The sequence below is a fragment of the Pseudomonas sp. NY8896 genome (assembly GCF_039634505.1).
Window position 1 is genome coordinate 1,585,499 of sequence record NZ_CP132350.1, and the last position, 23,942, is coordinate 1,609,440.

Genomic DNA, 23,942 nt, shown 5'->3' on the forward strand with positions numbered 1-23,942 from the left:
GTCTATTTTTCGCTGGGCGGCCTCTGAGGCTTTAGAGAATGAAAACTTTTACTGCTAAACCGGAAACAGTAAAGCGCGAGTGGTTCGTAGTCGACGCCGCTGGCCAGACCCTGGGTCGTCTGGCTACCGAAATCGCTACCCGTCTGCGTGGCAAACACAAACCAGAATACACCCCTCACGTTGACACCGGCGACTACATCGTCGTTATCAACGCCGAGCAGGTTCGTGTGACTGGTGCCAAGTCTTCCGACAAAATGTACTACTCCCACTCCGGCTTCCCGGGCGGTATCAAGGAAATCAACTTCGAGAAGTTGATCGCCAAGGCCCCTGAGCGTGTTATCGAAACCGCGGTCAAAGGCATGCTGCCTAAGAACCCGCTGGGTCGCGACATGTACCGCAAGCTGAAAGTGTACGCGGGTGCTGCTCACCCACACACTGCTCAGCAGCCTCAAGAACTGAAGATCTAACGGGATAGTTCATTATGTCGGCGACTCAAAATTACGGCACTGGCCGTCGCAAGACCGCAACCGCTCGCGTATTCCTGCGTCCGGGTACTGGTAACATTTCCATCAACAACCGTTCTCTGGACGTGTTCTTCGGTCGCGAAACCGCTCGCATGGTTGTTCGCCAGCCACTCGAGCTGACCGAAACCGTTGAGAAGTTCGACATCTACGTCACCGTTTCCGGTGGTGGTGTCAGCGGTCAAGCCGGTGCGATCCGTCACGGTATCACCCGCGCTCTGATGGAATACGACGAAACCCTGCGTGGCGCTCTGCGTCGTGCTGGCTACGTCACCCGCGACGCTCGTGAAGTTGAGCGTAAGAAAGTGGGTCTGCGTAAAGCGCGTAAGCGTCCTCAGTACTCCAAGCGTTAATACCGCTTCGGCAGTCGAAAAAAGCCCGGTTCCTTGGAACCGGGCTTTTTTTTTGGCTTGAACTAACCTGTCAGCATGTCAGTGGCCGCTTGTCGCATAGACACAGATCAAGCAAAGCGCGGGTTGTCACCCTTGCCGGGGTAATCACCTTGTCAGTGTGTGGATTTGTTTCTTACCATGGCGGCCAATTTTTAGTGCCATTGACACAACCTAAGTACAAGCCTGGTTCAACAGGCCAAGCAAGCTGATGGGAGAGGACTGAATGAGCAATGACGGCGTCAACGCAGGCCGGCGCCGCTTCCTCGTAGCCGCGACATCCGTGGTCGGGGCAGCGGGAGCAGTGGGGGCTGCGGTACCGTTCGTGGGGTCATGGTTTCCCAGTGCCAAGGCGAAAGCCGCGGGTGCACCGGTGAAGGTCAATATTGCCAAGGTCGAGGCCGGGCAGCAGATGGTGGCCGAGTGGCGTGGCCAGCCCGTATTCATCGTGCGCCGAACGGAGGAGATTCTCGGTAACCTGAAAAAAATCACCGGCGATCTGTCTGATCCAGAGTCCAAGGCCTCGGTCCAGCCGGCTTACGTCGACCCCGAGGTTCGCTCGATCAAGCCGGAAATCCTCATTCTCGTGGGCCTCTGCACGCACCTGGGTTGCTCGCCCACCTTCCGCCCGGAAGTCGCGCCCGCCGACCTTGGCCCGAAATGGGTAGGTGGCTACTTCTGCCCATGCCACGGCTCCCACTATGACCTGGCTGGCCGTGTCTACAAGTCGCAGCCGGCGCCTCTCAACCTGCCCGTGCCACCGCACTCTTACGAGTCGGACGAGATCATCGTCATTGGCGTCGACCAGGAGAACGCATGATGAGCAAGTTCATGGACTGGATTGATGCTCGCTTCCCCGCCACCAAGATGTGGGAAGACCACCTGAGCAAGTATTACGCGCCCAAGAACTTCAACTTCCTGTATTTCTTCGGCTCCTTGGCATTGCTGGTATTGGTGAATCAGATCGTTACCGGCGTGTGGCTGACCATGAGCTTCACGCCCTCGGCGGAAGAGGCGTTCGCCTCGGTCGAGTACATCATGCGTGATGTGGAGTACGGCTGGATTCTGCGCTACCTGCACTCTACCGGTGCGTCTGCGTTCTTCATCGTGGTCTACCTGCACATGTTCCGCGGCCTGCTCTACGGCTCCTACCAGAAGCCACGCGAACTGGTCTGGTTGTTCGGCATGCTGATCTACCTGGCGCTGATGGCTGAAGCGTTCATGGGCTACCTGTTGCCGTGGGGGCAGATGTCTTACTGGGGCGCCCAGGTGATCATTTCGCTGTTCGGTGCCATCCCGGTGATCGGTGACGACCTCACCCAGTGGATCCGTGGTGACTACCTGATCTCGGGCATCACCCTGAACCGCTTCTTCGCCCTGCACGTGGTTGCCCTGCCAATCGTGATTCTCGGCCTGGTGGTGCTGCATATCCTTGCGCTGCACGAAGTGGGTTCGAACAACCCTGATGGCGTGGACATCAAGAAGAAAAAGGACGAAAACGGCATTCCGCTGGACGGCATTCCGTTCCACCCGTACTACACCGTCAAAGACATTGTCGGGGTGGTGGTGTTCCTGTTCGTGTTCTGCGCCGTGGTGTTCTTCTTCCCGGAAATGGGCGGTTACTTCCTGGAAAAACCGAACTTCGAGCAGGCCAACGCGTTCAAGACCCCTGAGCACATCGCTCCGGTGTGGTACTTCACACCCTTCTACGCGATCCTGCGTGCGGTGCCCGACAAGCTGATGGGTGTCATTGCCATGGGTGCGGCCATCGCCGTGCTGTTCGTACTGCCCTGGCTCGACCGTAGCCCGGTGCGTTCCATGCGTTACAAGGGCTGGATCAGCAAGGTCTTCCTGCTGGTGTTCTGCGTGGCCTTCGTCATCCTCGGCGTGCTGGGCGTACTGGCGCCGACACCTGGGCGTACCTTGTTGTCGCAGGTATGCACGGTGCTGTACTTCGCCTACTTCCTGCTGATGCCGTTCTACACAAGGCTCGAGAAGACCAAACCGGTTCCGGAAAGGGTGACTGGCTGATGAAAAAGTTGATTGCAGTATTTTTGCTGGCAGTGATGCCTGCCTTTTCCTTCGCTGCCGAACACGGCCTGGAGCTGGACAAGGCCGATATCGACCTGACCGACAAGGCCGCCATGCAGGACGGTGCGCGTACCTTCGCCAACTATTGCATGGGTTGCCACAGTGCCAAGTTCCAGCGTTACGAGCGAGTGGCCGATGACCTGGGCATTCCGCACGAGCTGATGCTCGAGAAGCTGGTGTTCACCGGTGCCAAGATCGGTGACCACATGCAGATCGGCATGAAGCCCAGCGACGCCAAGACTTGGTTCGGCGCTGCGCCACCCGACCTGACCCTGGTGGCTCGGGTGCGCGGTACCGACTGGCTGTACACCTATCTGCGCAGCTTCTACGAGGACCCGTCGCGGCCTTACGGGGTGAACAACAAGGTGTTCCCGAACGTCGGCATGCCGAACGTGTTGGTTGGCCTGCAGGGTAACCAGGTGATCGGCTGCAAGCAGGTGCAGACCGTGACCGATGGCAAGAAGCAATTCGACCCGTTGACCGGCAGCCCGATAACCCATGAAGCCTGTGACCAGCTGACCATTACGCCGAAATCCGGTACCCTGACCACTGAGCAGTTCGACGAGAAGGTCAAGAACCTGGTGACCTTCCTGGCCTATTCGGCCAACCCGGTCAAACTGGAAAGCCAGCGCATCGGTACCTACGTGTTGCTGTACCTGGCTTTCTTCTTCGTATTCGCCTACTTGCTCAAGCGTGAATACTGGAAGGACGTGCACTGATCACGCAGTAGTTTCTGGTTGTTGAACGCGCCCGTGGCGCCCTGGCAATACTGCCAGGGTGCCCCGGGCGCGTTTTCATTTACAGTGTCACAAGCATCCCGTGCGAGGAGCCGCTACATGGGCGCAACCAACAGGTTAGCCTGCTATTCCGATCCCGCTGATCACTATTCTCATCGGGTTCGCCTGGTGCTGGCCGAGAAGGGTGTGAGCGTGCAGGTCATCGATGTCGACCCTGCTCGCCTGCCGCCCAAGCTGGTCGAGGTCAACCCTTACGGCAGCGTGCCGACTTTGGTCGACCGAGACCTGGCGTTGTATGAGTCGACCGTGGTGATGGAATACCTCGAAGAGCGTTACCCGCACCCGCCGCTGATGCCGGTCTACCCGGTTGCGCGCGGCAACAGCCGTTTGCTGATTCACCGCATCCAGCGCGACTGGTGTGCCCTGGCCGATACCGTCCTCGACCCGCGCAGCAAAGAGGCTGTCCGAGCCGATGCGCGTAAGGCCTTGCGTGAAAGCCTGACCGGGGTCTCGCCGTTGTTCAGCGAGTTCGCCTGCTTCATGAGTGATGAGCAAAGCCTGGTCGATTGCTGTCTATTGCCCATACTCTGGCGTCTGCCGGTGTTGGGTATCGAGTTGCCGCGGCAAGCCAAGCCGCTGCTTGATTACATGGAGCGCCAGTTCGCCCGCGAGTCTTTCCAGGCGAGCCTGTCCTCCGTAGAACGTGAAATGCGCAAGCTTTAAGGAGCCGTTGATGAACTCCAGTCGCCCCTATCTGGTTCGAGCACTGTACGAGTGGATCGTCGACAACGATTGCACGCCCCATATGCTGGTCAATGCCGAATTCCCGAAAGTTCAGGTGCCGGATGGTTTCGCCAGTGATGGCCAGATCGTCTTGAATATCTCGCCAAGTGCCGTGCGGAGCCTGAAGATGGACAACGAAGCGGTCAGTTTCGATGGCCGCTTCGGTGGCGTGCCTCATTCGTTGTACGTGCCGGTTGGCGCCATCCTGGGCATTTATGCTCGCGAAAATGGCCAGGGTATGGTCTTCGAGCTGGAGTCCCCGTTGATGGATGGCGACGACCTTGAAGACGATGATGTACAGCCGGATGACGATGGCCCGCCAGAGGGCGGTGGCCAGCCGCCGCGTCCGACTGGTCGGCCAAGCCTGAAAGTGGTCAAGTAACAAAAAAGGCGATCCAACCGGATCGCCTTTTTCTTTACCGCCAATCTGGGTTACAGGTCGCTGATGGTGCGTACCTGGTCCTTGTTGATGCGGGTGCGCTTGCCGTCGAGCTGTTGGAACTCGTAGAAGCCGGCGTCGCGGTCGAACTTTGGTGCATCGACAGCCTGAATTTCACGGCCATCGTTGAGGGTGATCAGGCTTGGGGTGGAGCAGCCGGCCAGGGTGGCGAAGGTGCCGATCAGCAGGGCGGGCAGCAGAAGCTTTTTCATGCGGTGTTTCCTGGGTTTCTTGAGGGTGTTGTCTGCGCCGGCCTCTTCGCGGCTAAAGCCGCTCCTACAGGGTGTAGCGTACCCCTGTAGGAGCGGCTTTAGCCGCGAAGAGGCCGGAGAGTCAGTCGATGTACTCGAACAGCTTGACGATCTTTTGCACGCCCGACACGCCTTGCACCACGGCAGTGGCCGAGTTGGCCTCTTGCTGGGTGACCAGGCCAAGCAGGTAGACGATGCCGTTTTCGGTGATCACCTTGATGCGCGAGCTTGGCACCGCATTGTCGGTCAGCATCTGGGTCTTGATCTTGGTGGTCAGCCAGGCGTCGTTGTTGCGCGCCAGGATGGAGGAGGGCTGCATCACCTGCAGCTCGTTGTGCACTTTCTTGACCCGTTGTACCTGGCTGGCGGTTTGCTCGGCCAGGCTCTTGAGGTCGGCGCGTGGGGTCTGGCCGGCCAGCAGGACAATGCCGTTGTAGCTGCTGACAACGATGTGCGAGCCCTTGTCCAGGTCTGGGTTGGCCTTGGAGATGTTCACGGCGGCCTTGGTCTCGATCAGCGAGTCGTCGATCTTGCTGCCAATGGTGCGCGTACCGCGATCGTCCTCGATCGGCGAATTGCGGGTAGAGGTGAGTACCGAGCTGCAACCGGTGACGCTCAGGCACAGGGTCAGGGCCATCAGGCCGAGGCGCATAGGGGTCATTCTTCACTCCCGAACAGTTGGCTGTCGATCAGATCGCACAGGCAGTGGATCGCCAGCAGGTGGACTTCCTGGATGCGCGCGGTAACCGTCGAAGGAACGCGGATTTCCACGTCCTCGGGCAGCAGCAGCGAAGCCATGCCGCCGCCGTCGCGACCAGTCAATGCTACGACAATCATTTCGCGGTCATGTGCGGCCTGGATCGCTTGAATGACGTTGGCCGAGTTGCCGCTGGTGGAGATCGCCAGCAGAACGTCGCCGGGCTGGCCCAGGGCGCGGATCTGCTTGGAAAAGACTTCGTTGTAGCTGTAGTCGTTGGCGATAGAGGTCAGGGTCGAGCTGTCGGTGGTCAGCGCGATGGCCGGCAGGCTCGGGCGCTCGCGCTCGAAGCGGTTGAGCAGCTCTGAAGAAAAGTGCTGGGCATCGCCGGCCGAGCCGCCGTTGCCACAGGCGAGCATCTTGCCCTCGTTGAGCAGCGCATTGACCATGACCAGGCTAGCCTGCTCGATGTGCGGTGCCAGGATGTCCATTGCCTGTTGCTTGGTATCGATGCTGGCCTGAAACAGCCGGCGAATTCGGGATTGCATGTCCATCTGGTGACCTTAAGTGGGGCGGTGGCCTTTGCTACGCGCAACAACGACCAGCCCGCGAAACATAGAGCAAAAAAAACGAAGTGGGTTCAGCATTCGAAGGCGTTTTTCAGCCATTGAAGCGGTCTGCCTGCATGGTGGCTGCCCTGCAGGGCGACTACGTCGAAGCGGCAGGGGTGGTTGCCCCAGTGGGGCTCCTTCTGCAGGAACAGGCTGGCGGCAAGCACCAGCCGTTTCTGCTTGCGCCCATCGATACTGTCGAGGGCGCCTCCGAAGCCCGCGTGCAACCGGTAGCGGACTTCGACGAATACTACTGTATCGGCGTCGAGCATGACCAGATCAAGCTCACCGCCTTTGCATCGCCAGTTGCGTGCCAGCAGTTGCAGGCCTTGCCCCTGAAGGTACTCAAGGGCTTGGGTCTCTGCTGCTTGCCCGGCACGGGTAGGCGATGCTGCAGGCATCAGCGCGGGGTGTCAGGCAGGCGCTTGACCTGGCCGCCGGCAAACTCGGCCCATGGCAGCTGGCGCTCGACGCGTTGGTTGGCGTTGATGCTCAGGCTGCCCGAAAGGCCCAGGACGCGGTTGTCCGGCAGTGCTTTCAGCTGGCCCAGGCGTGGCGCCAGGCTGTAGGCATCGACGCCCATGGCATACAGACGGCCCAGGCTGCCAGCGGCCTGTGGCCACTGCTGTACGACCTGTTGGCGCAGGCTGTTGCTGGTGTCGAGCAGCCACGGCGTTTCGCAGAAGCGGATGCCGTTCATGTCGTTGTACTGGTTGACGTCACCGCTGGCGCTGTACAGGTTCGAGGTGGCGTAGACCGGTACGTCACCGGCGTACTGGAAGTTCAGGGTCGGCTTGATCTGCTGGGCCTGCTGTGGGGTCGAGGCGAGGAAAATGAAGTCGATGTCCTGGCGGCGCGACGGTTGTGCGGCAATGCTGCCGCCTACCGTGCTTTGCAGGCTCTTGGCGCGGCCTTCGCTCTGGCGCAGTTGGAACAGGTCGGCAATCTGCTGGGCCAGGGCGACCGGCTGGGCGATGCGCTCGGCGGCGAGCAGGGTGCCACCATTGCCTTCCCAGTCCTGACGGAAGGCGGCCAGTACGCGGTCGCCCCATTCACCGCTCGGCACCAGGGCCACGGCGCGGACCATGCCATCGGCGCGGGCGCGGCGGGCTACTTCGCGGGCTTCGTCTTCGGCAGCCAGGCCGAACTGGAACAGTTGCGGCGGGGCTTTCTGGCCGGCGTCGGCGTAGTTCAGGGCCAGGGTAGTGATCGGCAATTGCGGTTTGGCGGCCAGTTGCTTCACCAGCGGCTTTTCCAGCGGGCCGATGACCAGTTGCACGCCGGCGGCCTGGGCCTGGCGATAGAAGTCATCGAGCGAGCCGATGCGCGAGCTGTCGAACACCTGCACGGCAGGTGCCGGTTGGCCGGCTTGCTGGGCCTGGAAGTGAGCGGCCATGAAGCCGTCACGCAGGGCGCGGGCAACACCGGCCAGCGGGCCCTCCTGAGGCAGCAGCAGGGCGACCTTGGTCAGCGGTTGGCTGGCCAGTTCCTTGAGCTTGGTCAGCGCCAGCGGCAGTTGCTGGGCGGCAGGGTGGTCCGGGTGTTGTTTGACCCAGGTCTCGATGGCCGCTTGTTGCTGTTCCAGGGTGCCTGCACTTTTCACGGCGAAGGCCAGGCTGGTCCAGCCGGCCAGGGTCTGATCGTTGGCTGGCTGTTGCAGTTGCTCTGCCGGCAGTGAGGCAACCAGGGCCCAGATGGCGTCATTGTTGGCGCTGGCGGCCTGGCCGCTGAGCAGCGGGGCCAGCAGCACGCGCTGTTGTGCGGCCGCCAAGGCCTGGCCGTCGGCTTCGAGGGCGGCGGCATGCACGTTGTAGGTGCGCGCTTGCTGTTCCTTTGGCAGCTCAGCTACGCGCTGCAGGCTGGGGTGGGCCAGGGCAGCCAGGGCCGCTTTGGGCTGGTTGCGGCTCATGGCCAGCTCGGCGGCGAGGGTGCTGGCGAACACTTGCTGGGCCGGCTTGAGCGTGTCCAGCGGAACCTGCTCGAGAATGCGTGCGGCGCGTGGGAAATCCTTCTGCTTGTAGGCCAGGTCGGCCGCGCTCAGGCGCAGCAGGGCCGCGTCTTCAGCAGACTTGCTGGAAGCGGCTTTTTCGAGCAGTTGCTCGATGCTGGCGTCCGGGGTGCGTGGCAGTTCGCCCAGGCTGGATGAGGGCGAGCTGGCGCAGGCTGCCAGCAGGGCGGCGAGGCAGAGGGCTGTGAGCAGCCGCAGGCAAGCGATCATGTAAAGGTCCTGTTACTCGATCAAGTTGGCCGGCAATTGTACCCAAGCACTGGCCGGGGCGCGATGTTGCTGTGTCGATCCTTCACTATAGGCGGCTTGTTACTGATCGCCGGCGAAGATCTTTGCGCCCTGTTGCAGGCGCTCGGGCTACAATGGCGCCTTTGATCCAAATGACAGGTGTACGCAGTGACTGATGTGGCAGGGGCTTCGAAATCCACGGTGGGGACGCTGTATGTGGTGGCAACCCCCATCGGCAATCTCGACGACATGAGCGCCCGGGCGCTGAAGGTGCTGGCGGATGTGGCCCTGATCGCCGCCGAAGACACCCGTCATTCGATCCGCCTGCTGCAACACTTTGGCATCGATACGCCGTTGGCGGCCTGCCATGAGCACAACGAGCGCGACGAGGGCGGGCGCTTTCTCACCAAGCTGCTCGCGGGTGAGCATGTGGCGCTGGTTTCCGATGCCGGCACGCCGCTGATTTCCGATCCGGGTTACCACCTGGTGCGCCAGGCGCGGGCCGCGGGCGTGAACGTGGTGCCGGTGCCGGGCGCCTGTGCTTTGATCGCCGCGCTGTCGGCAGCCGGCTTGCCGTCGGACCGCTTCATCTTCGAAGGCTTCCTGCCGGCCAAGCAGGCCGGGCGTCGGGCACGCCTGGAGCAAGTAAAGGAAGAGCCACGTACGCTGATTTTCTATGAGGCCCCGCACCGGATCCTGGAGTGCCTTGAGGACATGGAAGCGGTATTTGGTGGCGACCGCCCGGCGTTGCTGGCGCGCGAATTGACTAAAACCTTCGAGACCCTGAAGGGTTTGCCGCTGGCGGAGCTACGTGCATTCGTTGCTGGTGATAGCAACCAGCAGCGCGGTGAATGCGTGGTGCTGGTCGGCGGCTGGAGTGCGCCGGAGGGCGAGCAGGCCATCAGCGCCGAGGCGCAGCGTGTGCTCGACCTGCTGTTGGCCGAGTTGCCGCTGAAGCGGGCGGCGGCACTTGCCGCGGAAATTACCGGTGTGCGCAAGAACCTGTTGTATCAACTTGCCCTTGAAAAGCAGAAAGCCGAATAGTGGCACTTTGATATAAATACCGGTATTGCTTGTTCTTGTGCGCGCGTGCCGGTAACCTTGGCGGCGGAGAGTCGATCAGACAGTCGCTGCCTGTTTTTGTTCCGCAACTTTGTTGTGTGGACAGCAGGGGGAGGAAAGTCCGGGCTCCATAGGGCAGAGTGCCAGGTAACGCCTGGGAGGCGCGAGCCTACGGAAAGTGCCACAGAAAATAACCGCCTAAGCACTTCGGTGCCGGTAAGGGTGAAAAGGTGCGGTAAGAGCGCACCGCACGTCTGGCAACAGTGCGTGGCTAGGTAAACCCCACTCGGAGCAAGACCAAATAGGGTTCCATCAGGCGTGGCCCGCGTCGGAACCGGGTAGGTTGCTAGAGGCGTCCAGTGATGGCCGTCGTAGAGGAATGACTGTCCTCGACAAAACCCGGCTTACAGATCGACTCTCCACCTTTCCTTCCCTGCGTGATTCGGTAGCAGATCCTCTCTGGTAATACCGAAAAAATCTTACTCTTGATAAATCACTTTAACTTTGAACTCCATTCGCTTGAGTGGGTTTGATTTTTCACGTGTTTTTTTCTCTTCGGCAGTCCTTCCACATTCCCTTATCGCGCTAAATCTCGGTCCTGTAAGGCTTTTCCTTATGAACGCGCCTTGACGGTGCTGCGGACGGATTCCTATAGTGTGCGCAAGTGGCAGAAAGTGGGATGAAGTGGGTTTTCTGGCACAAAAAAGCTAACATTGTGGGGAATCGCAGCCGTGTTCCGCGGAGCCAACGCCGTCAGCCTCGATGCCAAGGGCCGTCTCGCCATGCCGAGCCGGTACCGTGACGAGCTCGATTCGCGTTGCAATGGTCAGCTGATCGTGACCATCGACGCCGTAGACCCCTGCTTGTGTGTTTATCCCCTCGATGAGTGGGAACAGATAGAAGCCAAGTTGCGTGCCTTGCCATCGTTGCGTGAGGAAAACCGCCGCCTGCAGCGCTTGCTGATTGGTAATGCGGTTGACCTGGAGCTCGATGGCAGTGGTCGTTTCCTGGTGCCGCCCCGCCTGCGTGAGTACGCCAAGCTCGACAAGAAGGCGATGCTGGTGGGGCAACTGAACAAATTCCAGCTGTGGGATGAAGATGCCTGGAACGCGGTTTCGGCAGCCGACCTTGCAGCTATTCAACAACCGGGCGCCATGCCCGACGAATTGCGTGACCTGATCCTGTGACCATAGATAGCGGCTTCAACCACATTACCGTCCTGCTCGACGAAGCTGTCGAGGCATTGGCCCTGCGCGCCGACGGTTGCTATCTGGACGGCACCTTTGGCCGTGGCGGACACAGCCGGCTGATACTCAGCAAGCTCGGGCCGCAAGGGCGGCTGCTGGGCTTCGACAAAGATCCACAGGCGATTGCCACGGGGCAAGCGCTGGCGGCCGAAGACGGCCGCTTTGTCATTGTGCAGCGCAGCTTTGCCGAGCTGGGCGCTGAGGTGGCCGAGCGCGGCCTGCACGGGAAGGTCAGTGGTGTGCTGCTGGACCTGGGCGTGTCTTCGCCGCAGCTGGATGACCCCGAGCGTGGCTTCAGCTTCCTCAATGATGGCCCGCTGGACATGCGTATGAACCCGGGCCAGGGCATCAGTGCCGCGGAGTTCATCGCCACTGCGCCAGTAGAAGAAATCGCCCGCGTCTTCAAGGAGTACGGCGAGGAGCGTTTCGCTGGGCGTATGGCGCGGGCCGTGGTCGAACGCCGCGAAAAGCAGCCGTTCACCCGTACCGCCGACCTGGCAGAAGTGCTCAAGGTGGCCAACCCGGCTTGGGAAAAAGGTAAAAACCCGGCTACCCGTGCCTTCCAGGGGCTTCGCATTCACGTCAACAACGAGCTGGGCGACCTTGAGGCTGGCCTTGAAGCCGCACTCGATGCGCTCGAAGTCGGGGGCCGTCTGGCGGTCATCAGTTTCCACTCGTTGGAAGACCGTATCGTCAAGCTGTTCATGCGCAAGCTGGTGAAAGGCGAGGCCGACAACCTGCCGCGCAACCTGCCGGTGCAGCACAAGGTCTTCGAGCCAAAAATCAAACTCATCGGCAAGGCCCAGTTCGCCTCCGAAGCCGAGCTCAAGGCCAACCCGCGGTCGCGTAGCGCCGTGATGCGTGTGGCGGAGAAACTGCGGTGAGCAGGCTGTTCGCCAAGCCTTTGCCAGGCGGAAGCTTCCTGATGCTTCTGCTGTTCGTTGGCGTGCTGGTTTCGGCCATTGCCGTGTCCTACAGCGCGCACTGGAACCGCCAGCTGCTCAATACCCTGTACGGTGAATTGAGCGAGCGCGACAAGGCTCAGGCCGAATGGGGCCGGCTGATTCTGGAGCAGAGCACCTGGACCGCCGCCAGCCGTATCGAGAACCTGGCTTCCGAACAGCTGAAAATGCGCGTGCCGTCGGCTGACGAAGTACGGATGGTGGCGCCATGATGAAGCTCGAAGGCGCACTCTACCCGTGGCGCTTCCGCGTGGTGATCGGCTTGCTGGCAATCATGGTCGGTGCGATCTGCTGGCGCATCATCGACCTGCAGGTAGTTGACCGTGACTTCCTCAAGGGCCAGGGCGATGCGCGCAGCCTGCGTCACATTCCCATCCCGGCGCACCGTGGGTTGATTACCGACCGCAACGGTGAGCCATTGGCCGTGAGTACCCCGGTTACCACCCTGTGGGCCAACCCCAAGGAAATGCAGGCCTCCAAGGAGCGCTGGCCGCAACTGGCTGCCGCGCTGGGGCAAAACCCGCAACAGCTGATCGAACGCCTGACTCAGCAGGCCAACAAAGAGTTCATCTACCTGGTGCGTGGCCTGACCCCGGAGCAGGGCCAGCACGTGCTCGACTTGAAAGTGCCGGGTGTGTACGGCCTGGAAGAATTCCGCCGCTTCTACCCGGCCGGTGATGTCACCGCGCACATGGTCGGCTTTACCGACCTCGACGACCACGGTCGTGAAGGGGTGGAGCTGGCCTATGACGAGTGGCTGGCCGGTGTCCCAGGCAAGCGCCAGGTGATCAAGGACCGGCGCGGCAGGCTGATCAAGGACATCCAGGTAACCAAGAACGCCAAGGCCGGGAAGACCTTGGCGTTGTCGATAGACCTGCGCCTGCAGTACCTGGCTACCCGCGAGCTGCGCAATGCCATTGCCGAGCAGGACGCCAAGGCCGGCAGCCTGGTGATCATGGACGTGAAGACCGGTGAGGTCCTGGCCATGGTCAACCAGCCGACCTACAACCCCAACAACCGCCGCAGCATGTTCCCGGCGGCCATGCGTAACCGGGCGATCATCGATGTGTTCGAGCCGGGTTCCACGGTCAAGCCGATTTCCATGAGCGCGGCGCTGCAGAGCGGCCGCTGGAAGCCGACCGACAAGGTCGAGGTGTACCCGGGTAGCCTGCAGATCGGCCGCTACACCATCAAGGACGTGTCGCGCAGCGAGGGCCCGATCCTCGACCTGACCGGCATCCTGATCAACTCCAGTAACGTCGGCATGAGCAAGATCGCCTTCGACATCGGGGGCGAGGCCATCTACCGGGTCATGTCCCAGGTCGGTCTGGGTCAGTACACCGGCCTTGGCTTCCCGGGCGAGCGTGTCGGTAACCTGCCCAACCACCGCGAGTGGCGCAAGGCCGAGACCGCGACGCTGTCCTATGGCTATGGCTTGTCGGTGACTGCCTTGCAACTGGTGCATGCCTACGCAGCGCTGGCCAACGACGGCAAGATGGTGCCGCTGTCGATCATCAAGGTCGACAAGGCCCCGGAAGCGGTGCAGGCCATTCCGAAGGAAACCGCCGAAACCGTTCAAGGCATGCTGCAGCAGGTGATTGAAGCGCCGCGTGGTGTGTTCCGTGCCCAGGTGCCGTTCTATCACGTGGCCGGCAAGTCCGGCACCGCGCGTAAAGCCACCGTGGGCTCCAAGGGTTACACCGAAAACGCCTACCGCTCGCTGTTCGCCGGCTTCGGGCCGATGAGCGACCCGCGCTACGCCATCGTCGTGGTCATCGACGAGCCGGGCAAGGGTGGTTACTTCGGTGGTCTGGTCTCGGCGCCGGTGTTCAGCAAGGTCATGTCCGGCACCCTGCGCCTGATGAACGTGCCGCCAGACAACCTGCCGCCACCAGCACCCGCGGCACCTGCCGTGCAATCGCAAGTCAATGCAACAGCCGCCAAGGGAGGGCGTGGATGATGACAATGCCATTAAGCAAACTTTTCGCCCACGCCAGCCGTGACCCGCTGATTCGTGAACTGACCCTGGACAGCCGCAACGTGCGCCCGGGTGACCTGTTCCTGGCCGTGCCGGGTGCCAAGGTCGATGGCCGCGAGCATATCGCCGATGCCTTGACCCGTGGTGCCGCCGCCGTGGCCTATGAAGAGCAGGGCGCCACCGTGCTGCCGCTGACCGAAGTGCCATTGATTCCGGTCAAGGGCCTGATCGCACAGCTGTCGGATGTCGCCGGGCGTTTTTATGGCGAACCCAGCCGCCAGCTGAACCTGGTCGGTGTGACCGGGACCAACGGCAAGACCAGCGTTACCCAATTGGTGGCCCAGGCGCTCGACCTGCTCGGCCAGCGCTGCGGCTTGATCGGCACCCTGGGTACCGGCTTCTACGGGGAGCTGCAGAGCGGCCGTCTGACCACGCCCGACCCGATTGCCGTGCAGTCGACCCTTTACGATTTGAAAAAGCAGGGCGCCAAGGCTGTGGCCATGGAGGTTTCCTCTCACGCCCTGGAGCAAGGCCGAGTCGCCGCATTGGAGTTCGACATCGCGGTGATGACCAACCTGTCCCGCGACCACCTCGACTACCACGGCAGCATGGAGGCCTATGAGGCCGCCAAGGCCAAGCTGTTCGCCTGGCCCAGCCTGCGTTGCCAGGTGGTCAACCTGGATGACGCCTTTGGCCGTCGCCTGGCCGCTGACTTTGCCCGCCGTCCGAGCGTCGACCATATCGACACCCGGCTGCTGAGCTACAGCCTGGAAAACCCAGATGCCTCGCTGTTCTGTCGCGAGGCCGCGTTCAGTGACGATGGCGTGCGCGCGACGATCGTTACCGCACAAGGTGAGCGTATCCTGCGCAGTCAGCTGCTGGGGCGCTTCAACCTGAGCAACATGCTCGCCGCTGTCGCGACACTGCTGGCACTGGATTATGCACTGGACGAAATCCTCAAGGTCACCCCGCAACTGCACGGTCCGGTAGGCCGTATGCAGCGCCTGGGTGGCGGCGACAAACCGCTGGTGGTGGTCGATTACGCCCACACCCCGGACGCCCTTGAAAAAGTGCTCGAAGCGCTGCGCCCACACGCCCACGGTAAGTTGCTGTGCCTGTTCGGCTGCGGCGGCGACCGTGATCGCGGCAAGCGCCCGCTGATGGCCGAAGTGGCCGAGCGCCTGGCCGATCGCGTACTGGTCACCGATGACAACCCACGTACCGAAGACCCACAGCGCATCTTCGACGACATCCGTCCCGGTTTCGCCCGGCCTGTCTCGGTCGAGTTCGTTGCCGGTCGTGGCGAGGCCATCGCGCAGTTGATTGCCTCCGCTGCTGCCAACGACGTGATCGTGCTGGCTGGCAAGGGGCACGAGGATTACCAGGAGATCAATGGCGAGCGCCATGACTTCTCCGATTTGACCGAAGCCGAAAAGGCACTTGCAGCCTGGGAGGCGCCACATGCTTAAGCCACTATCACTCAGCCAGCTGACCACAGCACTGAGTGGTCGACAAATCGGTGCCGACGCCACGTTTACCGGTGTCAGCATCGACAGCCGCAGTGTCGGCGCCGGGCAACTGTTCGTCGCCCTGGCCGGTCCGCGTTTCGATGGTCACGACTACCTGGCCGATGTAAAAGCCAAAGGCGCGGTCGCAGCCTTGGTAGAGCGTGAAGTCGCCGATGTAGACCTGCCACAGCTGTTGGTGGCCGATTGCCGCCTGGCCCTTGGCCAACTCGGTGCATTGAACCGCGCCGCATTCGACAAACCGGTGGTGGCCATTACCGGCTCCAGCGGCAAGACCACGGTCAAGGAAATGCTCGCCAGCATCCTGCGTACCCGTGGCCTGGTGCACGCTACCCGTGGCAACTTGAACAACGACCTCGGTGCGCCGCTGACACTGCTGGAGATCGCCCCGGAGCACAGCGCCGCAGTGATCGAGCTGGGCGCCTCGCGCATCGGTGAGATCCGCTACACCGTGGGCCTGACCCAGCCGCAGGTGGTCATCATCAACAACGCCGGTACCGCCCACGTTGGCGAGTTCGGCGGCCCGGAGAAGATTGTCGAAGCCAAGGGCGAGATTCTCGAAGGCCTGGGCGAGGGCGGCATTGCCATCCTCAACCTGGACGACAAGGCCTTCGCCATCTGGAGTGCGCGTGCCGGCTCGCACAAGGTCGTCAGTTTCGCGCGCAGCAACCCGAAGGCCGATTTCCACGCCACGGACATCGGTCGCGATGCACGTGGCTGTCCGTCGTTCAAGCTGCATGGCGCGGGTGAAACAGTAGACGTGCAACTCAATGTGCTGGGCGAGCACAACGTCAGCAATGCCCTGGCCGCTGCCGCCGCTGCGCATGCCGTTGGTCTGAGCCTGAACGGTATTGCTGCCGGCCTGGCTGCAGTGCAGCCGGTCAAGGGCCGTACCGTGGCACAGATTGCGCCGAACGGGGTACGGGTGATCGACGACAGTTACAACGCAAATCCCTCCTCCATGTGCGCGGCCATTGATATACTCGCCGGCTTTTCCGGACGCACCGTCCTGGTGCTTGGGGATATCGGCGAATTGGGGCAATGGGCGGAAGAAGGCCATCGTCAGGTGGGTGACTACGCGCGTGGCAAGGTCGATGCCCTGTACGCAGTGGGTTCCAACATGACACACGCGGTCAAGGCGTTCGGCGCCAATGGCCGCCATTTCGCTACTCAAGCTGAGCTGATCGACGCAGTTAGCGCCGAACACGCCAGCGACACCACTATTTTGATCAAGGGCTCGCGCAGCGCTGCGATGGAAAACGTCGTGGCGGCATTGTGCGGTGCCAGCGGGGAGAAACATTAATGCTGCTGCTGTTGGCCGAGTATCTGCAACAGTTCCACAAAGGCTTCGCGGTCTTCCAGTACCTGTCCCTGCGCGGGATTCTTGGTGTACTGACCGCGTTGTCCCTGGCGCTGTGGCTGGGGCCGTGGATGATCCGTACCCTGCAAATTCGCCAGATCGGCCAGGCCGTGCGTAACGACGGCCCGCAATCGCACCTGTCCAAGTCCGGCACCCCGACCATGGGTGGCGCGCTGATCCTGTCGGCCATCGCCGTCAGCACCCTGCTGTGGGCGGACCTGAGCAACCGTTACGTCTGGGTTGTGCTGATCGTCACCCTGGCGTTCGGTGCCATCGGCTGGGTCGATGACTACCGCAAGGTGATCGAAAAGAACTCGCGTGGCCTGCCGAGCCGCTGGAAGTATTTCTGGCAGTCGGTGTTCGGCCTGGCGGCGGCAGTGTTCCTGTACAAGACCGCGCCAACCAGCGTGGAGACCACCCTGATCCTGCCGTTCATCAAGGATGTCACCATTCCGCTGGGCGTCGGCTTCGTGGTGCTGACTTACTTCGTCATCGTCGGCTCGAGCAACGCGGTCAACCTCACCGATGGCCTCGACGGCCTGGCAATCATGCCGACAGTGATGGTCGGCGGTGCGCTGGGCATCTTCTGCTACCTGTCAGGTAACGTGAAGTTCGCCGAATACCTGCTGATCCCCTATGTGCCGGGCTCGGGCGAGCTGATTGTGTTTTGCGGCGCGCTGATCGGTGCCGGCCTGGGCTTCCTGTGGTTCAACACCTACCCGGCACAAGTGTTCATGGGCGACGTCGGCGCGCTTGCGCTGGGCGCTGCGCTGGGCACCATCGCCGTGATCGTGCGCCAGGAAATCGTGCTGTTCATCATGGGGGGCATCTTCGTTGTCGAAACCCTGTCGGTGGTGATCCAGGTCGCCTCCTTCAAGCTGACCGGCAAGCGCGTGTTCCGCATGGCGCCGATCCACCACCACTTTGAACTCAAGGGCTGGCCAGAGCCACGGGTGATCGTCCGCTTCTGGATCATCACCGTGATCCTGGTGCTGATCGGCCTTGCAACCCTGAAACTGAGGTAGATGAGCGTGTCTTTGATCGCTTCCGACCAATTCCGCATCGTTGTCGGCCTCGGCAAGAGCGGCATGTCCCTGGTTCGCTTCCTGGCGAACCGGGGCATTGCCTTTGCGGTCGCCGACACCCGCGAGCAACCGCCGGAACTGGACACCCTGCGCCGTGATTACCCGCAGGTGGAAGTGCGCTGTGGTGAGTTGGACGTGGACTTCCTGTGCCGCGCCAACGAGCTGTACGTGAGCCCTGGCCTGGCCTTGGCCACGCCGGCCCTGCAGCAGGCGGCCGCGCGCGGCGTGAAGCTGTCCGGCGATATCGAGTTGTTCGCCCGCCATGCCACCGCGCCGATCATTGCCATCAGCGGTTCCAACGCCAAGAGCACCGTCACTACCCTGGTCGGCGAAATGGCCGCCAAGGCCGGCAAGCGCGTGGCCGTGGGCGGCAACCTCGGTACTCCGGCGCTGGACCTGCTGGCCGATGATGTCGAGCTGTACGTGCTGGAGCTGTCCAGCTTCCAGCTGGAAACCACTGACCAGCTCAACGCTGAAGTGGCTACGGTGCTGAACATCAGCGAAGACCACATGGATCGCTACAGCGGCCTGCCTGCCTACCACTTGGCCAAGCACCGGATCTTCCGGGGCGCCAAGCAGGTGGTGGTCAACCGTCAGGACGCCCTGAGCCGGCCGCTGCCGGTGGAAGGCCGCCCATGCTGGACCTTCGGCCTCAACCAGCCGGACTTCAAGGCCTTTGGCCTGCGTGAAGTGGATGGCGAAAAATACCTGGCGTTCGAGTTCCAGGCGCTGATGCCGGCGCGCGAGCTGAAGGTTCGCGGCGCTCACAACCAGAGCAACGCCCTGGCGGCCCTGGCCTTGGGGCATGCCGCCGGCCTGCCGTTCGAGCCCATGCTCGAAGCCCTGCGTGAGTTCGGTGGCCTGGCCCACCGTTGCCAGTGGGTACGCGAGCGTAACGGGGTGAACTGGTACGACGATTCCAAGGCCACCAACGTGGGTGCTGCCCTGGCCGCCATCGAAGGCCTGGGGGCCGATATCGAAGGCAAGCTGGTGCTGATTGCCGGTGGCGATGGCAAGGGCGCTGAATTCACCGCACTGCGCGAGCCGGTCAAGCGTTTCTGCCGCGCCGTGGTGTTGCTGGGGCGTGATGCCGAGCGTCTGGCCGACGCCTTGGGCGATGACGTGCCGCTGGTACGGGTCAAGAGCCTCGACGACGCCGTGCAGCAGTGTGCCCAGCTGGCCCAGGCCGGTGATGCCGTGCTGCTGTCGCCGGCGTGCGCCAGCCTCGACATGTTCAAGAACTTCGAAGAACGCGGGCGCCTGTTCGCCCAGGCAGCGGGAGGCCTTGCATGATCTTCGGCATCCTCAAGCCTTACCCGTCGCCGCTGATCAGCGGCCGTGGCATCGACCTGGACTTCCCGATGCTTGCCGGTTGCCTGGCCTTGCTGGGCCTTGGCCTGGTGATGATCACCTCGGCGTCCTCGGAAGTGGCTGCGGTGCAGTCGGGCAACCCGCTTTACCACATGTTCCGCCACCTGGTTTACGTATCCCTTGGCCTGGTTGCCTGTGGTGCGACCATGCTGGTGCCGATCGCCACCTGGCAGCGCATGGGCTTCATGATGCTGCTGGGCGCCTTCGGCCTGCTGGTGCTGGTGCTGGTGCCAGGCATCGGTCGTGAAGTGAACGGCTCCATGCGCTGGATCGGTTTCAGCTTCTTCAACGTGCAGCCTTCGGAAATTGCCAAGGTGTTCGTGGTCATCTACCTGGCCGGCTACCTGGTGCGCCGTCAGACCGAGGTGCGCGAAACCTGGATGGGCTTCTTCAAACCGTTCATCGTGCTGCTGCCCATGGCTGCACTGCTGCTGATGGAGCCGGACTTCGGTGCCACCGTGGTGATGATGGGCGCGGCGGCGGCGATGCTGTTCCTTGGCGGGGTGGGGCTGTTCCGCTTCAGCCTGATGGTGGTGCTGGCGGTGCTGGCGGTGTTCGTGCTGGTACAGGCGCAGCCGTACCGGATGGCGCGCCTTATCACATTCACCGACCCGTGGTCCGACCAGTTCGGCTCGGGTTACCAGCTGACCCAGGCGCTGATTGCCTTCGGCCGTGGCGAGTGGCTGGGTGTTGGCCTGGGCAACAGTGTGCAGAAGCAGTTCTACCTGCCTGAAGCGCACACCGACTTCGTGTTCTCGGTATTGGCCGAAGAGTTGGGCGTGGTCGGCTCGCTGGTGACCATCGCCTTGTTCGTGTTCGTCACCGTGCGTGCCCTGTACATCGGCCTGTGGGCCGAGAAGGCCAAGCAGTTCTTTGCCGCCTATATGGCGTTCGGCCTGGCCTTCCTGTGGATCGGCCAGTTCCTGATCAACATTGGCGTGAACGTCGGCCTGCTGCCGACCAAGGGCCTGACCTTGCCATTCCTCAGTTACGGGGGCAGCTCGCTGGTGATCTGCTGTGCCTGCGTGGGCCTGTTGCTGCGCATCGAGTGGGAAAGCCGCACGCACCTGGGCAGCGAGGAACACGAATTCAGTGAAAGCGATTTTGCCGAGGAGACCAGTCATGGCCGCTGACGGCAAGAATGTATTGATCATGGCAGGCGGCACCGGGGGCCATGTGTTCCCGGCCCTGGCCTGCGCCCGAGAGTTCCAGGCACGCGGTTACAGCGTGCACTGGCTGGGCACCCCGCGCGGCATCGAGAACGAGCTGGTGCCACAGGCAGGCTTGCCATTGCACCTGATCCAGGTCAGCGGCTTGCGCGGCAAGGGCAAGCTGTCGTTGCTCAAGGCGCCGTTCACCCTGATCAAGGCCGTGCTGCAGGCGCGGCGGATCATTCGTCAGCTCAAGCCGGTATGCGTACTGGGCTTTGGCGGTTACGTGACCGGCCCTGGTGGCGTTGCTGCGCGGCTGTGCGGCGTGCCGCTGGTGATTCACGAGCAGAATGCCCGGGCCGGTACCGCCAATCGCCTGCTGGTGCCACTTTCGGCGCGGGTCTGCGAAGCTTTCCCGAACACCTTCGAGGCTAGCGACAAACGTCGCACCACCGGCAACCCGGTGCGCCCGGAGCTGTTCATGGACGCGCAACGCGCGCCCCTGGCCGAGCGCCGTGCACGCCTGTTGGTGCTCGGTGGCAGCCTGGGTGCGGAACCATTGAACAAATTGTTGCCTAAGGCCCTGTCCGAGGTGCCCGCTGGGCTGCGGCCAGAGGTGTTCCACCAGGCCGGCAAGCAACACGCGCCGATCACTGCCGAGCGTTATCACGAGGCGGGCGTCGCAGCTCAGGTAGAGCCCTTCATCAAAGACATGGCCCAAGCCTATGGCTGGGCCGACATGGTGGTGTGCCGGGCCGGTGCCCTGACCGTCAGCGAGCTGGCGGCAGCAGGCCTGCCTTCGATGCTGGTGCCTTTGCCCCACGCAATCGACGACCACCAGACCCACAACGCCCAATATCTGGCCCGCGAAGGCGCTGCCTTCCTGATGCCACAAGCGACAACTGGCGCAGCGCAGCTCGCTGAACGCCTGAACGAGGTGCTGATGCAACCCGAGAAACTCAACGTCATGGCAGGCACCGCACGGCGCCTGGCCAAACCTGCCGCAACCAGCACCGTGGTCGATATCTGCCTGGAGGTGGCCCATGGTTGAGAGCCAGAAAGCCATGCCCCAGCCGAAGATGGGCCGTATTCGCCGTATTCACTTCGTCGGTATCGGCGGCGTGGGCATGTGCGGTATTGCCGAAGTGCTGCTGAACCTGGGCTATGAAGTGTCCGGTTCCGACCTTAAAGCTTCGCCGGTCACCGAGCGCCTGGAATCGTTCGGCGCCGAGATTTTCGTTGGCCACCGTGCCGAGAACGCCGCCACCGCCGACGTGCTGGTGGTGTCCAGCGCCATCAACCCGGCCAACCCGGAAGTGGCCACCGCCCTCGAGCGGCGCATCCCAGTGGTACCGCGTGCCGAGATGCTGGCTGAGCTGATGCGCTATCGCCACGGCGTTGCCGTTGCCGGTACCCATGGCAAGACCACCACCACCAGCCTGCTGGCGTCGGTGTTCGCCGCCGGTGGCCTGGACCCGACCTTCGTCATCGGTGGCCGCCTGACCGCCGCCGGTACCAATGCCCAGCTGGGCACCAGCCGCTACCTGATCGCCGAAGCAGACGAAAGCGATGCCAGCTTCCTGCACCTGCAGCCGATGGTGGCCGTGGTCACCAACATCGACGCCGACCACATGGCGACCTACGAAGGTGACTTCAACAAGCTGAAGAAAACCTTCGTCGAGTTTCTGCACAACCTGCCGTTCTACGGCCTGGCCGTGATGTGCCTGGACGACCCGGTGGTGCGCGAAATCCTGCCGCAGGTGAAGCGTCCGACCGTGACCTACGGCTTCAGCGAAGAGGCCGACATCCGCGCCATCAACGTGCGCCAGCAGGGCATGCAGACCCACTTCACCGTGCTGCGCCGTGACTGCGAGCCATTGGAGGTGTCGGTGAACATGCCCGGCAACCACAACGTGCTCAACGCCTTGGCCACCATCGCCATTGCCACTGACGAAGGCATCACTGACGAAGCCATCATCCAAGGCCTTTCTGGCTTCCAGGGTGTCGGCCGTCGCTTCCAGGTGTACGGCGAGCTGCCGGTCGAAGGCGGCAGCGTGATGCTGGTCGACGACTATGGTCATCACCCGACCGAAGTGGCCGCGGTGATCAAGGCCGTGCGCGGTGGCTGGCCAAGCCGTCGCCTGGTGATCGTTTACCAGCCGCACCGCTACAGCCGCACCCGCGACCTGTATGACGATTTCGTCCAGGTACTGGGCGATGCCAACGTGCTGCTGCTGATGGAAGTGTACCCGGCCGGCGAAGAGCCGATCCCCGGTGCCGACAGCCGTCAGCTGTGCCACAGCATCCGTCAGCGCGGCAAGCTGGACCCGATCTATATCGAGCGTGGCGCCGAGCTGGCGCCGCTGGTCAAGCCACTGCTGCGCGCTGGTGACATCCTGATCTGCCAGGGTGCCGGCGATGTTGGCGGCCTGGCCCCGCAGTTGATGAAAAGCCCGCTGTTCGCAGGCGCCAAGCAGGAGAAGTCGAAATGACCAGCGCCTACGACAAGCTGCACTCCACCTTGGACGTCAAGGCATTCGGCCGCGTTGCCGTGCTGTACGGTGGCAAGAGCGCCGAGCGTGAGGTGTCGTTGAAGTCTGGCGCTGCGGTGATCGATGCGCTGACAACTGCCGGTGTCGACGTGGTTGCCATCGACGTCGGTGACGACCTGCTCGCGCGCCTGCAAAGCGAGGAAATCGACCGCGCCTTCATCATCCTCCACGGCCGTGGCGGTGAAGACGGCAGCATGCAAGGCCTGCTGGAGTGCCTTGGCATCCCCTACACCGGCAGCGGCATCCTTGCTTCGGCGCTGGCCATGGACAAGCTGCGCACCAAGCAGGTGTGGCAGAGCCTGGGCATTCCGACCCCGCGTCACGCGGTATTGGCGAGCGAAAGCGATTGTTTGCAGGCCAGTACGGAACTGGGCTTCCCGCTTATCGTCAAACCCGCCCATGAAGGCTCTAGCATCGGCATGGCCAAGGTGAACAGCGCCCAGGAACTGGTCGCCGCCTGGCAGGACGCCGCCAAATACGATTCCCAGGTACTGGTGGAACAGTGGATCCACGGCCCGGAGTTCACCATCGCGGTACTGCGCGGCCAGGTGCTGCCGCCGATCGCCCTGGGTACGCCGCACGTGTTCTACGACTACGACGCCAAGTACATCGCCAACGATACCCAGTACCGCATCCCGTGCGGCCTGGATAGCGCCAAGGAACAGGAACTGATCGACCTGACCGCACGTGCCTGCGATGCCATCGGCATCGAAGGCTGGGGGCGGCTGGACGTGATGCAGGACGAGCAGGGCCGGTTCTGGCTGCTCGAAGTCAACACCGCACCAGGCATGACAGATCATAGCCTGGTGCCCATGGCGGCCCGCGCGGCCGGCTTGGACTTCCAGCAACTGGTGCTGGCAATCCTGGCCGAAAGCGTGGCGACGCGAGGTTAA

Annotated in this window: 25 protein-coding genes and 1 other RNA gene; 21 read left to right on the plus strand and 5 right to left on the minus strand. The window is 62.4% G+C overall.

What is annotated here, in order from left to right:
* Window positions 1–38: 38 nt before the first annotated feature.
* The 7 genes from rplM to Q9451_RS07085 all read left to right on the plus strand — a co-directional run bounded on the left by rplM (window position 39) and on the right by Q9451_RS07085 (window position 4,903).
* Window positions 39–467 (plus strand): 50S ribosomal protein L13, encoded by a 429-nt coding sequence (gene rplM, locus Q9451_RS07055; protein WP_003251819.1) that lies wholly within the window; start codon window positions 39–41, stop codon window positions 465–467.
* 14 nt (window positions 468–481) lie between these two features.
* Window positions 482–874: a 30S ribosomal protein S9 gene (gene rpsI / locus Q9451_RS07060; protein ID WP_003260797.1), complete on the plus strand. Its 393-nt coding sequence runs from the start codon at window positions 482–484 to the stop codon at window positions 872–874.
* Window positions 875–1,136: 262 nt separating this feature from the next.
* Window positions 1,137–1,730 (plus strand): ubiquinol-cytochrome c reductase iron-sulfur subunit, encoded by a 594-nt coding sequence (gene petA, locus Q9451_RS07065; protein WP_003251823.1) that lies wholly within the window; start codon window positions 1,137–1,139, stop codon window positions 1,728–1,730.
* Window positions 1,730–2,941 (plus strand): cytochrome bc complex cytochrome b subunit, encoded by a 1,212-nt coding sequence (locus tag Q9451_RS07070; RefSeq protein ID WP_003251825.1) that lies wholly within the window; start codon window positions 1,730–1,732, stop codon window positions 2,939–2,941. The genes petA and Q9451_RS07070 overlap by 1 nt, the downstream gene beginning before the upstream one ends.
* Window positions 2,941–3,720, plus strand: coding sequence for a cytochrome c1 (locus tag Q9451_RS07075; protein ID WP_012274075.1), 780 nt, complete (start codon window positions 2,941–2,943; stop codon window positions 3,718–3,720). The genes Q9451_RS07070 and Q9451_RS07075 overlap by 1 nt, the downstream gene beginning before the upstream one ends.
* A 117-nt stretch (window positions 3,721–3,837) precedes the next feature.
* Window positions 3,838–4,461, plus strand: coding sequence for a glutathione S-transferase N-terminal domain-containing protein (locus Q9451_RS07080; protein ID WP_012274074.1), 624 nt, complete (start codon window positions 3,838–3,840; stop codon window positions 4,459–4,461).
* A 10-nt stretch (window positions 4,462–4,471) separates the two neighbouring features.
* Window positions 4,472–4,903, plus strand: coding sequence for a ClpXP protease specificity-enhancing factor (locus Q9451_RS07085; protein WP_012274073.1), 432 nt, complete (start codon window positions 4,472–4,474; stop codon window positions 4,901–4,903).
* Window positions 4,904–4,953: 50 nt separating this feature from the next.
* Here Q9451_RS07085 and Q9451_RS07090 read toward each other — a convergent pair whose 3' ends face one another.
* The 5 genes from Q9451_RS07090 to Q9451_RS07110 all read right to left on the minus strand — a co-directional run bounded on the left by Q9451_RS07090 (window position 4,954) and on the right by Q9451_RS07110 (window position 8,737).
* Entirely contained in the window at window positions 4,954–5,172 is a 219-nt protein-coding gene (locus tag Q9451_RS07090; protein WP_012274072.1) for a YgdI/YgdR family lipoprotein, read from the minus strand.
* 121 nt (window positions 5,173–5,293) lie between these two features.
* A complete protein-coding gene (locus tag Q9451_RS07095; RefSeq protein ID WP_012274071.1) occupies window positions 5,294–5,872 on the minus strand; it encodes a BON domain-containing protein in 579 nt (192 codons plus the stop codon).
* Window positions 5,869–6,462, minus strand: coding sequence for a phosphoheptose isomerase (locus Q9451_RS07100; RefSeq protein WP_012274070.1), 594 nt, complete (start codon window positions 6,460–6,462; stop codon window positions 5,869–5,871). Before Q9451_RS07100 ends, Q9451_RS07095 begins: the two co-directional genes overlap by 4 nt.
* Before the next feature lie 86 nt (window positions 6,463–6,548).
* A complete protein-coding gene (locus Q9451_RS07105) occupies window positions 6,549–6,920 on the minus strand; it encodes a YraN family protein (protein WP_012274069.1) in 372 nt (123 codons plus the stop codon).
* Entirely contained in the window at window positions 6,920–8,737 is a 1,818-nt protein-coding gene (locus tag Q9451_RS07110) for a penicillin-binding protein activator (protein WP_012274068.1), read from the minus strand. Before Q9451_RS07110 ends, Q9451_RS07105 begins: the two co-directional genes overlap by 1 nt.
* A 267-nt stretch (window positions 8,738–9,004) precedes the next feature.
* Here Q9451_RS07110 and rsmI point away from each other — a divergent pair, with 267 nt between their 5' ends.
* From rsmI to Q9451_RS07180, 14 genes are all read left to right on the plus strand, one after another.
* Window positions 9,005–9,799, plus strand: coding sequence for a 16S rRNA (cytidine(1402)-2'-O)-methyltransferase (gene rsmI / locus Q9451_RS07115; RefSeq protein ID WP_231118587.1), 795 nt, complete (start codon window positions 9,005–9,007; stop codon window positions 9,797–9,799).
* A gap of 67 nt (window positions 9,800–9,866) precedes the next feature.
* Window positions 9,867–10,240, plus strand: an RNA gene (rnpB, locus tag Q9451_RS07120) — RNase P RNA component class A.
* Between the two features lie 308 nt (window positions 10,241–10,548).
* A complete protein-coding gene (gene mraZ, locus Q9451_RS07125; protein WP_004575120.1) occupies window positions 10,549–11,004 on the plus strand; it encodes a division/cell wall cluster transcriptional repressor MraZ in 456 nt (151 codons plus the stop codon).
* A gap of 2 nt (window positions 11,005–11,006) precedes the next feature.
* Window positions 11,007–11,948, plus strand: a complete 942-nt coding sequence (rsmH, locus tag Q9451_RS07130) for a 16S rRNA (cytosine(1402)-N(4))-methyltransferase RsmH (RefSeq protein WP_171577225.1) — start codon at window positions 11,007–11,009, stop codon at window positions 11,946–11,948.
* Complete coding sequence (ftsL, locus tag Q9451_RS07135; RefSeq protein WP_012274065.1) at window positions 11,945–12,238, plus strand: cell division protein FtsL; 294 nt, start codon at window positions 11,945–11,947, stop codon at window positions 12,236–12,238. The genes rsmH and ftsL overlap by 4 nt, the downstream gene beginning before the upstream one ends.
* Window positions 12,238–13,986, plus strand: a complete 1,749-nt coding sequence (locus Q9451_RS07140; RefSeq protein WP_171577224.1) for a penicillin-binding protein 2 — start codon at window positions 12,238–12,240, stop codon at window positions 13,984–13,986. The genes ftsL and Q9451_RS07140 overlap by 1 nt, the downstream gene beginning before the upstream one ends.
* Window positions 13,986–15,473: a UDP-N-acetylmuramoyl-L-alanyl-D-glutamate--2,6-diaminopimelate ligase gene (locus tag Q9451_RS07145; RefSeq protein ID WP_041166783.1), complete on the plus strand. Its 1,488-nt coding sequence runs from the start codon at window positions 13,986–13,988 to the stop codon at window positions 15,471–15,473. Before Q9451_RS07140 ends, Q9451_RS07145 begins: the two co-directional genes overlap by 1 nt.
* Complete coding sequence (gene murF / locus Q9451_RS07150; RefSeq protein WP_012274062.1) at window positions 15,466–16,833, plus strand: UDP-N-acetylmuramoyl-tripeptide--D-alanyl-D-alanine ligase; 1,368 nt, start codon at window positions 15,466–15,468, stop codon at window positions 16,831–16,833. The genes Q9451_RS07145 and murF overlap by 8 nt, the downstream gene beginning before the upstream one ends.
* Window positions 16,833–17,915: a phospho-N-acetylmuramoyl-pentapeptide-transferase gene (gene mraY / locus Q9451_RS07155; RefSeq protein WP_003251852.1), complete on the plus strand. Its 1,083-nt coding sequence runs from the start codon at window positions 16,833–16,835 to the stop codon at window positions 17,913–17,915. The genes murF and mraY overlap by 1 nt, the downstream gene beginning before the upstream one ends.
* A 6-nt stretch (window positions 17,916–17,921) precedes the next feature.
* Entirely contained in the window at window positions 17,922–19,268 is a 1,347-nt protein-coding gene (gene murD / locus Q9451_RS07160) for a UDP-N-acetylmuramoyl-L-alanine--D-glutamate ligase (RefSeq protein WP_041166782.1), read from the plus strand.
* A complete protein-coding gene (gene ftsW, locus Q9451_RS07165) occupies window positions 19,268–20,479 on the plus strand; it encodes a putative lipid II flippase FtsW (protein WP_171577223.1) in 1,212 nt (403 codons plus the stop codon). The genes murD and ftsW overlap by 1 nt, the downstream gene beginning before the upstream one ends.
* On the plus strand, window positions 20,469–21,548 hold the full coding sequence (gene murG / locus Q9451_RS07170; RefSeq protein WP_012274059.1) for an undecaprenyldiphospho-muramoylpentapeptide beta-N-acetylglucosaminyltransferase: 1,080 nt from the start codon (window positions 20,469–20,471) through the stop codon (window positions 21,546–21,548). Before ftsW ends, murG begins: the two co-directional genes overlap by 11 nt.
* The gene (murC, locus tag Q9451_RS07175) at window positions 21,541–22,989 is read left to right on the plus strand and encodes a UDP-N-acetylmuramate--L-alanine ligase (RefSeq protein ID WP_012274058.1); all 1,449 of its coding nucleotides are present in this window, start codon (window positions 21,541–21,543) and stop codon (window positions 22,987–22,989) included. The genes murG and murC overlap by 8 nt, the downstream gene beginning before the upstream one ends.
* Window positions 22,986–23,942: a D-alanine--D-alanine ligase gene (locus tag Q9451_RS07180; protein WP_012274057.1), complete on the plus strand. Its 957-nt coding sequence runs from the start codon at window positions 22,986–22,988 to the stop codon at window positions 23,940–23,942. Before murC ends, Q9451_RS07180 begins: the two co-directional genes overlap by 4 nt.

Bases quoted from the DNA above. Each gene is read 5' to 3' on its own strand.
- rplM (WP_003251819.1), top strand. From the start codon at position 39: ATGAAAACTTTTACTGCTAAACCGGAAACAGTAAAGCGCGAGTGGTTC.
- rpsI (WP_003260797.1), top strand. From the start codon at position 482: ATGTCGGCGACTCAAAATTACGGCACTGGCCGTCGCAAGACCGCAACC.
- petA (WP_003251823.1), top strand. From the start codon at position 1,137: ATGAGCAATGACGGCGTCAACGCAGGCCGGCGCCGCTTCCTCGTAGCC.
- Q9451_RS07070 (WP_003251825.1), top strand. From the start codon at position 1,730: ATGAGCAAGTTCATGGACTGGATTGATGCTCGCTTCCCCGCCACCAAG.
- Q9451_RS07075 (WP_012274075.1), top strand. From the start codon at position 2,941: ATGAAAAAGTTGATTGCAGTATTTTTGCTGGCAGTGATGCCTGCCTTT.
- Q9451_RS07080 (WP_012274074.1), top strand. From the start codon at position 3,838: ATGGGCGCAACCAACAGGTTAGCCTGCTATTCCGATCCCGCTGATCAC.
- Q9451_RS07085 (WP_012274073.1), top strand. From the start codon at position 4,472: ATGAACTCCAGTCGCCCCTATCTGGTTCGAGCACTGTACGAGTGGATC.
- Q9451_RS07090 (WP_012274072.1), bottom strand. From the start codon at position 5,172: ATGAAAAAGCTTCTGCTGCCCGCCCTGCTGATCGGCACCTTCGCCACC.
- Q9451_RS07095 (WP_012274071.1), bottom strand. From the start codon at position 5,872: ATGACCCCTATGCGCCTCGGCCTGATGGCCCTGACCCTGTGCCTGAGC.
- Q9451_RS07100 (WP_012274070.1), bottom strand. From the start codon at position 6,462: ATGGACATGCAATCCCGAATTCGCCGGCTGTTTCAGGCCAGCATCGAT.
- Q9451_RS07105 (WP_012274069.1), bottom strand. From the start codon at position 6,920: ATGCCTGCAGCATCGCCTACCCGTGCCGGGCAAGCAGCAGAGACCCAA.
- Q9451_RS07110 (WP_012274068.1), bottom strand. From the start codon at position 8,737: ATGATCGCTTGCCTGCGGCTGCTCACAGCCCTCTGCCTCGCCGCCCTG.
- rsmI (WP_231118587.1), top strand. From the start codon at position 9,005: ATGAGCGCCCGGGCGCTGAAGGTGCTGGCGGATGTGGCCCTGATCGCC.
- Q9451_RS07140 (WP_171577224.1), top strand. From the start codon at position 12,238: ATGAAGCTCGAAGGCGCACTCTACCCGTGGCGCTTCCGCGTGGTGATC.
- Q9451_RS07145 (WP_041166783.1), top strand. From the start codon at position 13,986: ATGACAATGCCATTAAGCAAACTTTTCGCCCACGCCAGCCGTGACCCG.
- murF (WP_012274062.1), top strand. From the start codon at position 15,466: ATGCTTAAGCCACTATCACTCAGCCAGCTGACCACAGCACTGAGTGGT.
- mraY (WP_003251852.1), top strand. From the start codon at position 16,833: ATGCTGCTGCTGTTGGCCGAGTATCTGCAACAGTTCCACAAAGGCTTC.
- murG (WP_012274059.1), top strand. From the start codon at position 20,469: ATGGCCGCTGACGGCAAGAATGTATTGATCATGGCAGGCGGCACCGGG.
- murC (WP_012274058.1), top strand. From the start codon at position 21,541: ATGGTTGAGAGCCAGAAAGCCATGCCCCAGCCGAAGATGGGCCGTATT.
- Q9451_RS07180 (WP_012274057.1), top strand. From the start codon at position 22,986: ATGACCAGCGCCTACGACAAGCTGCACTCCACCTTGGACGTCAAGGCA.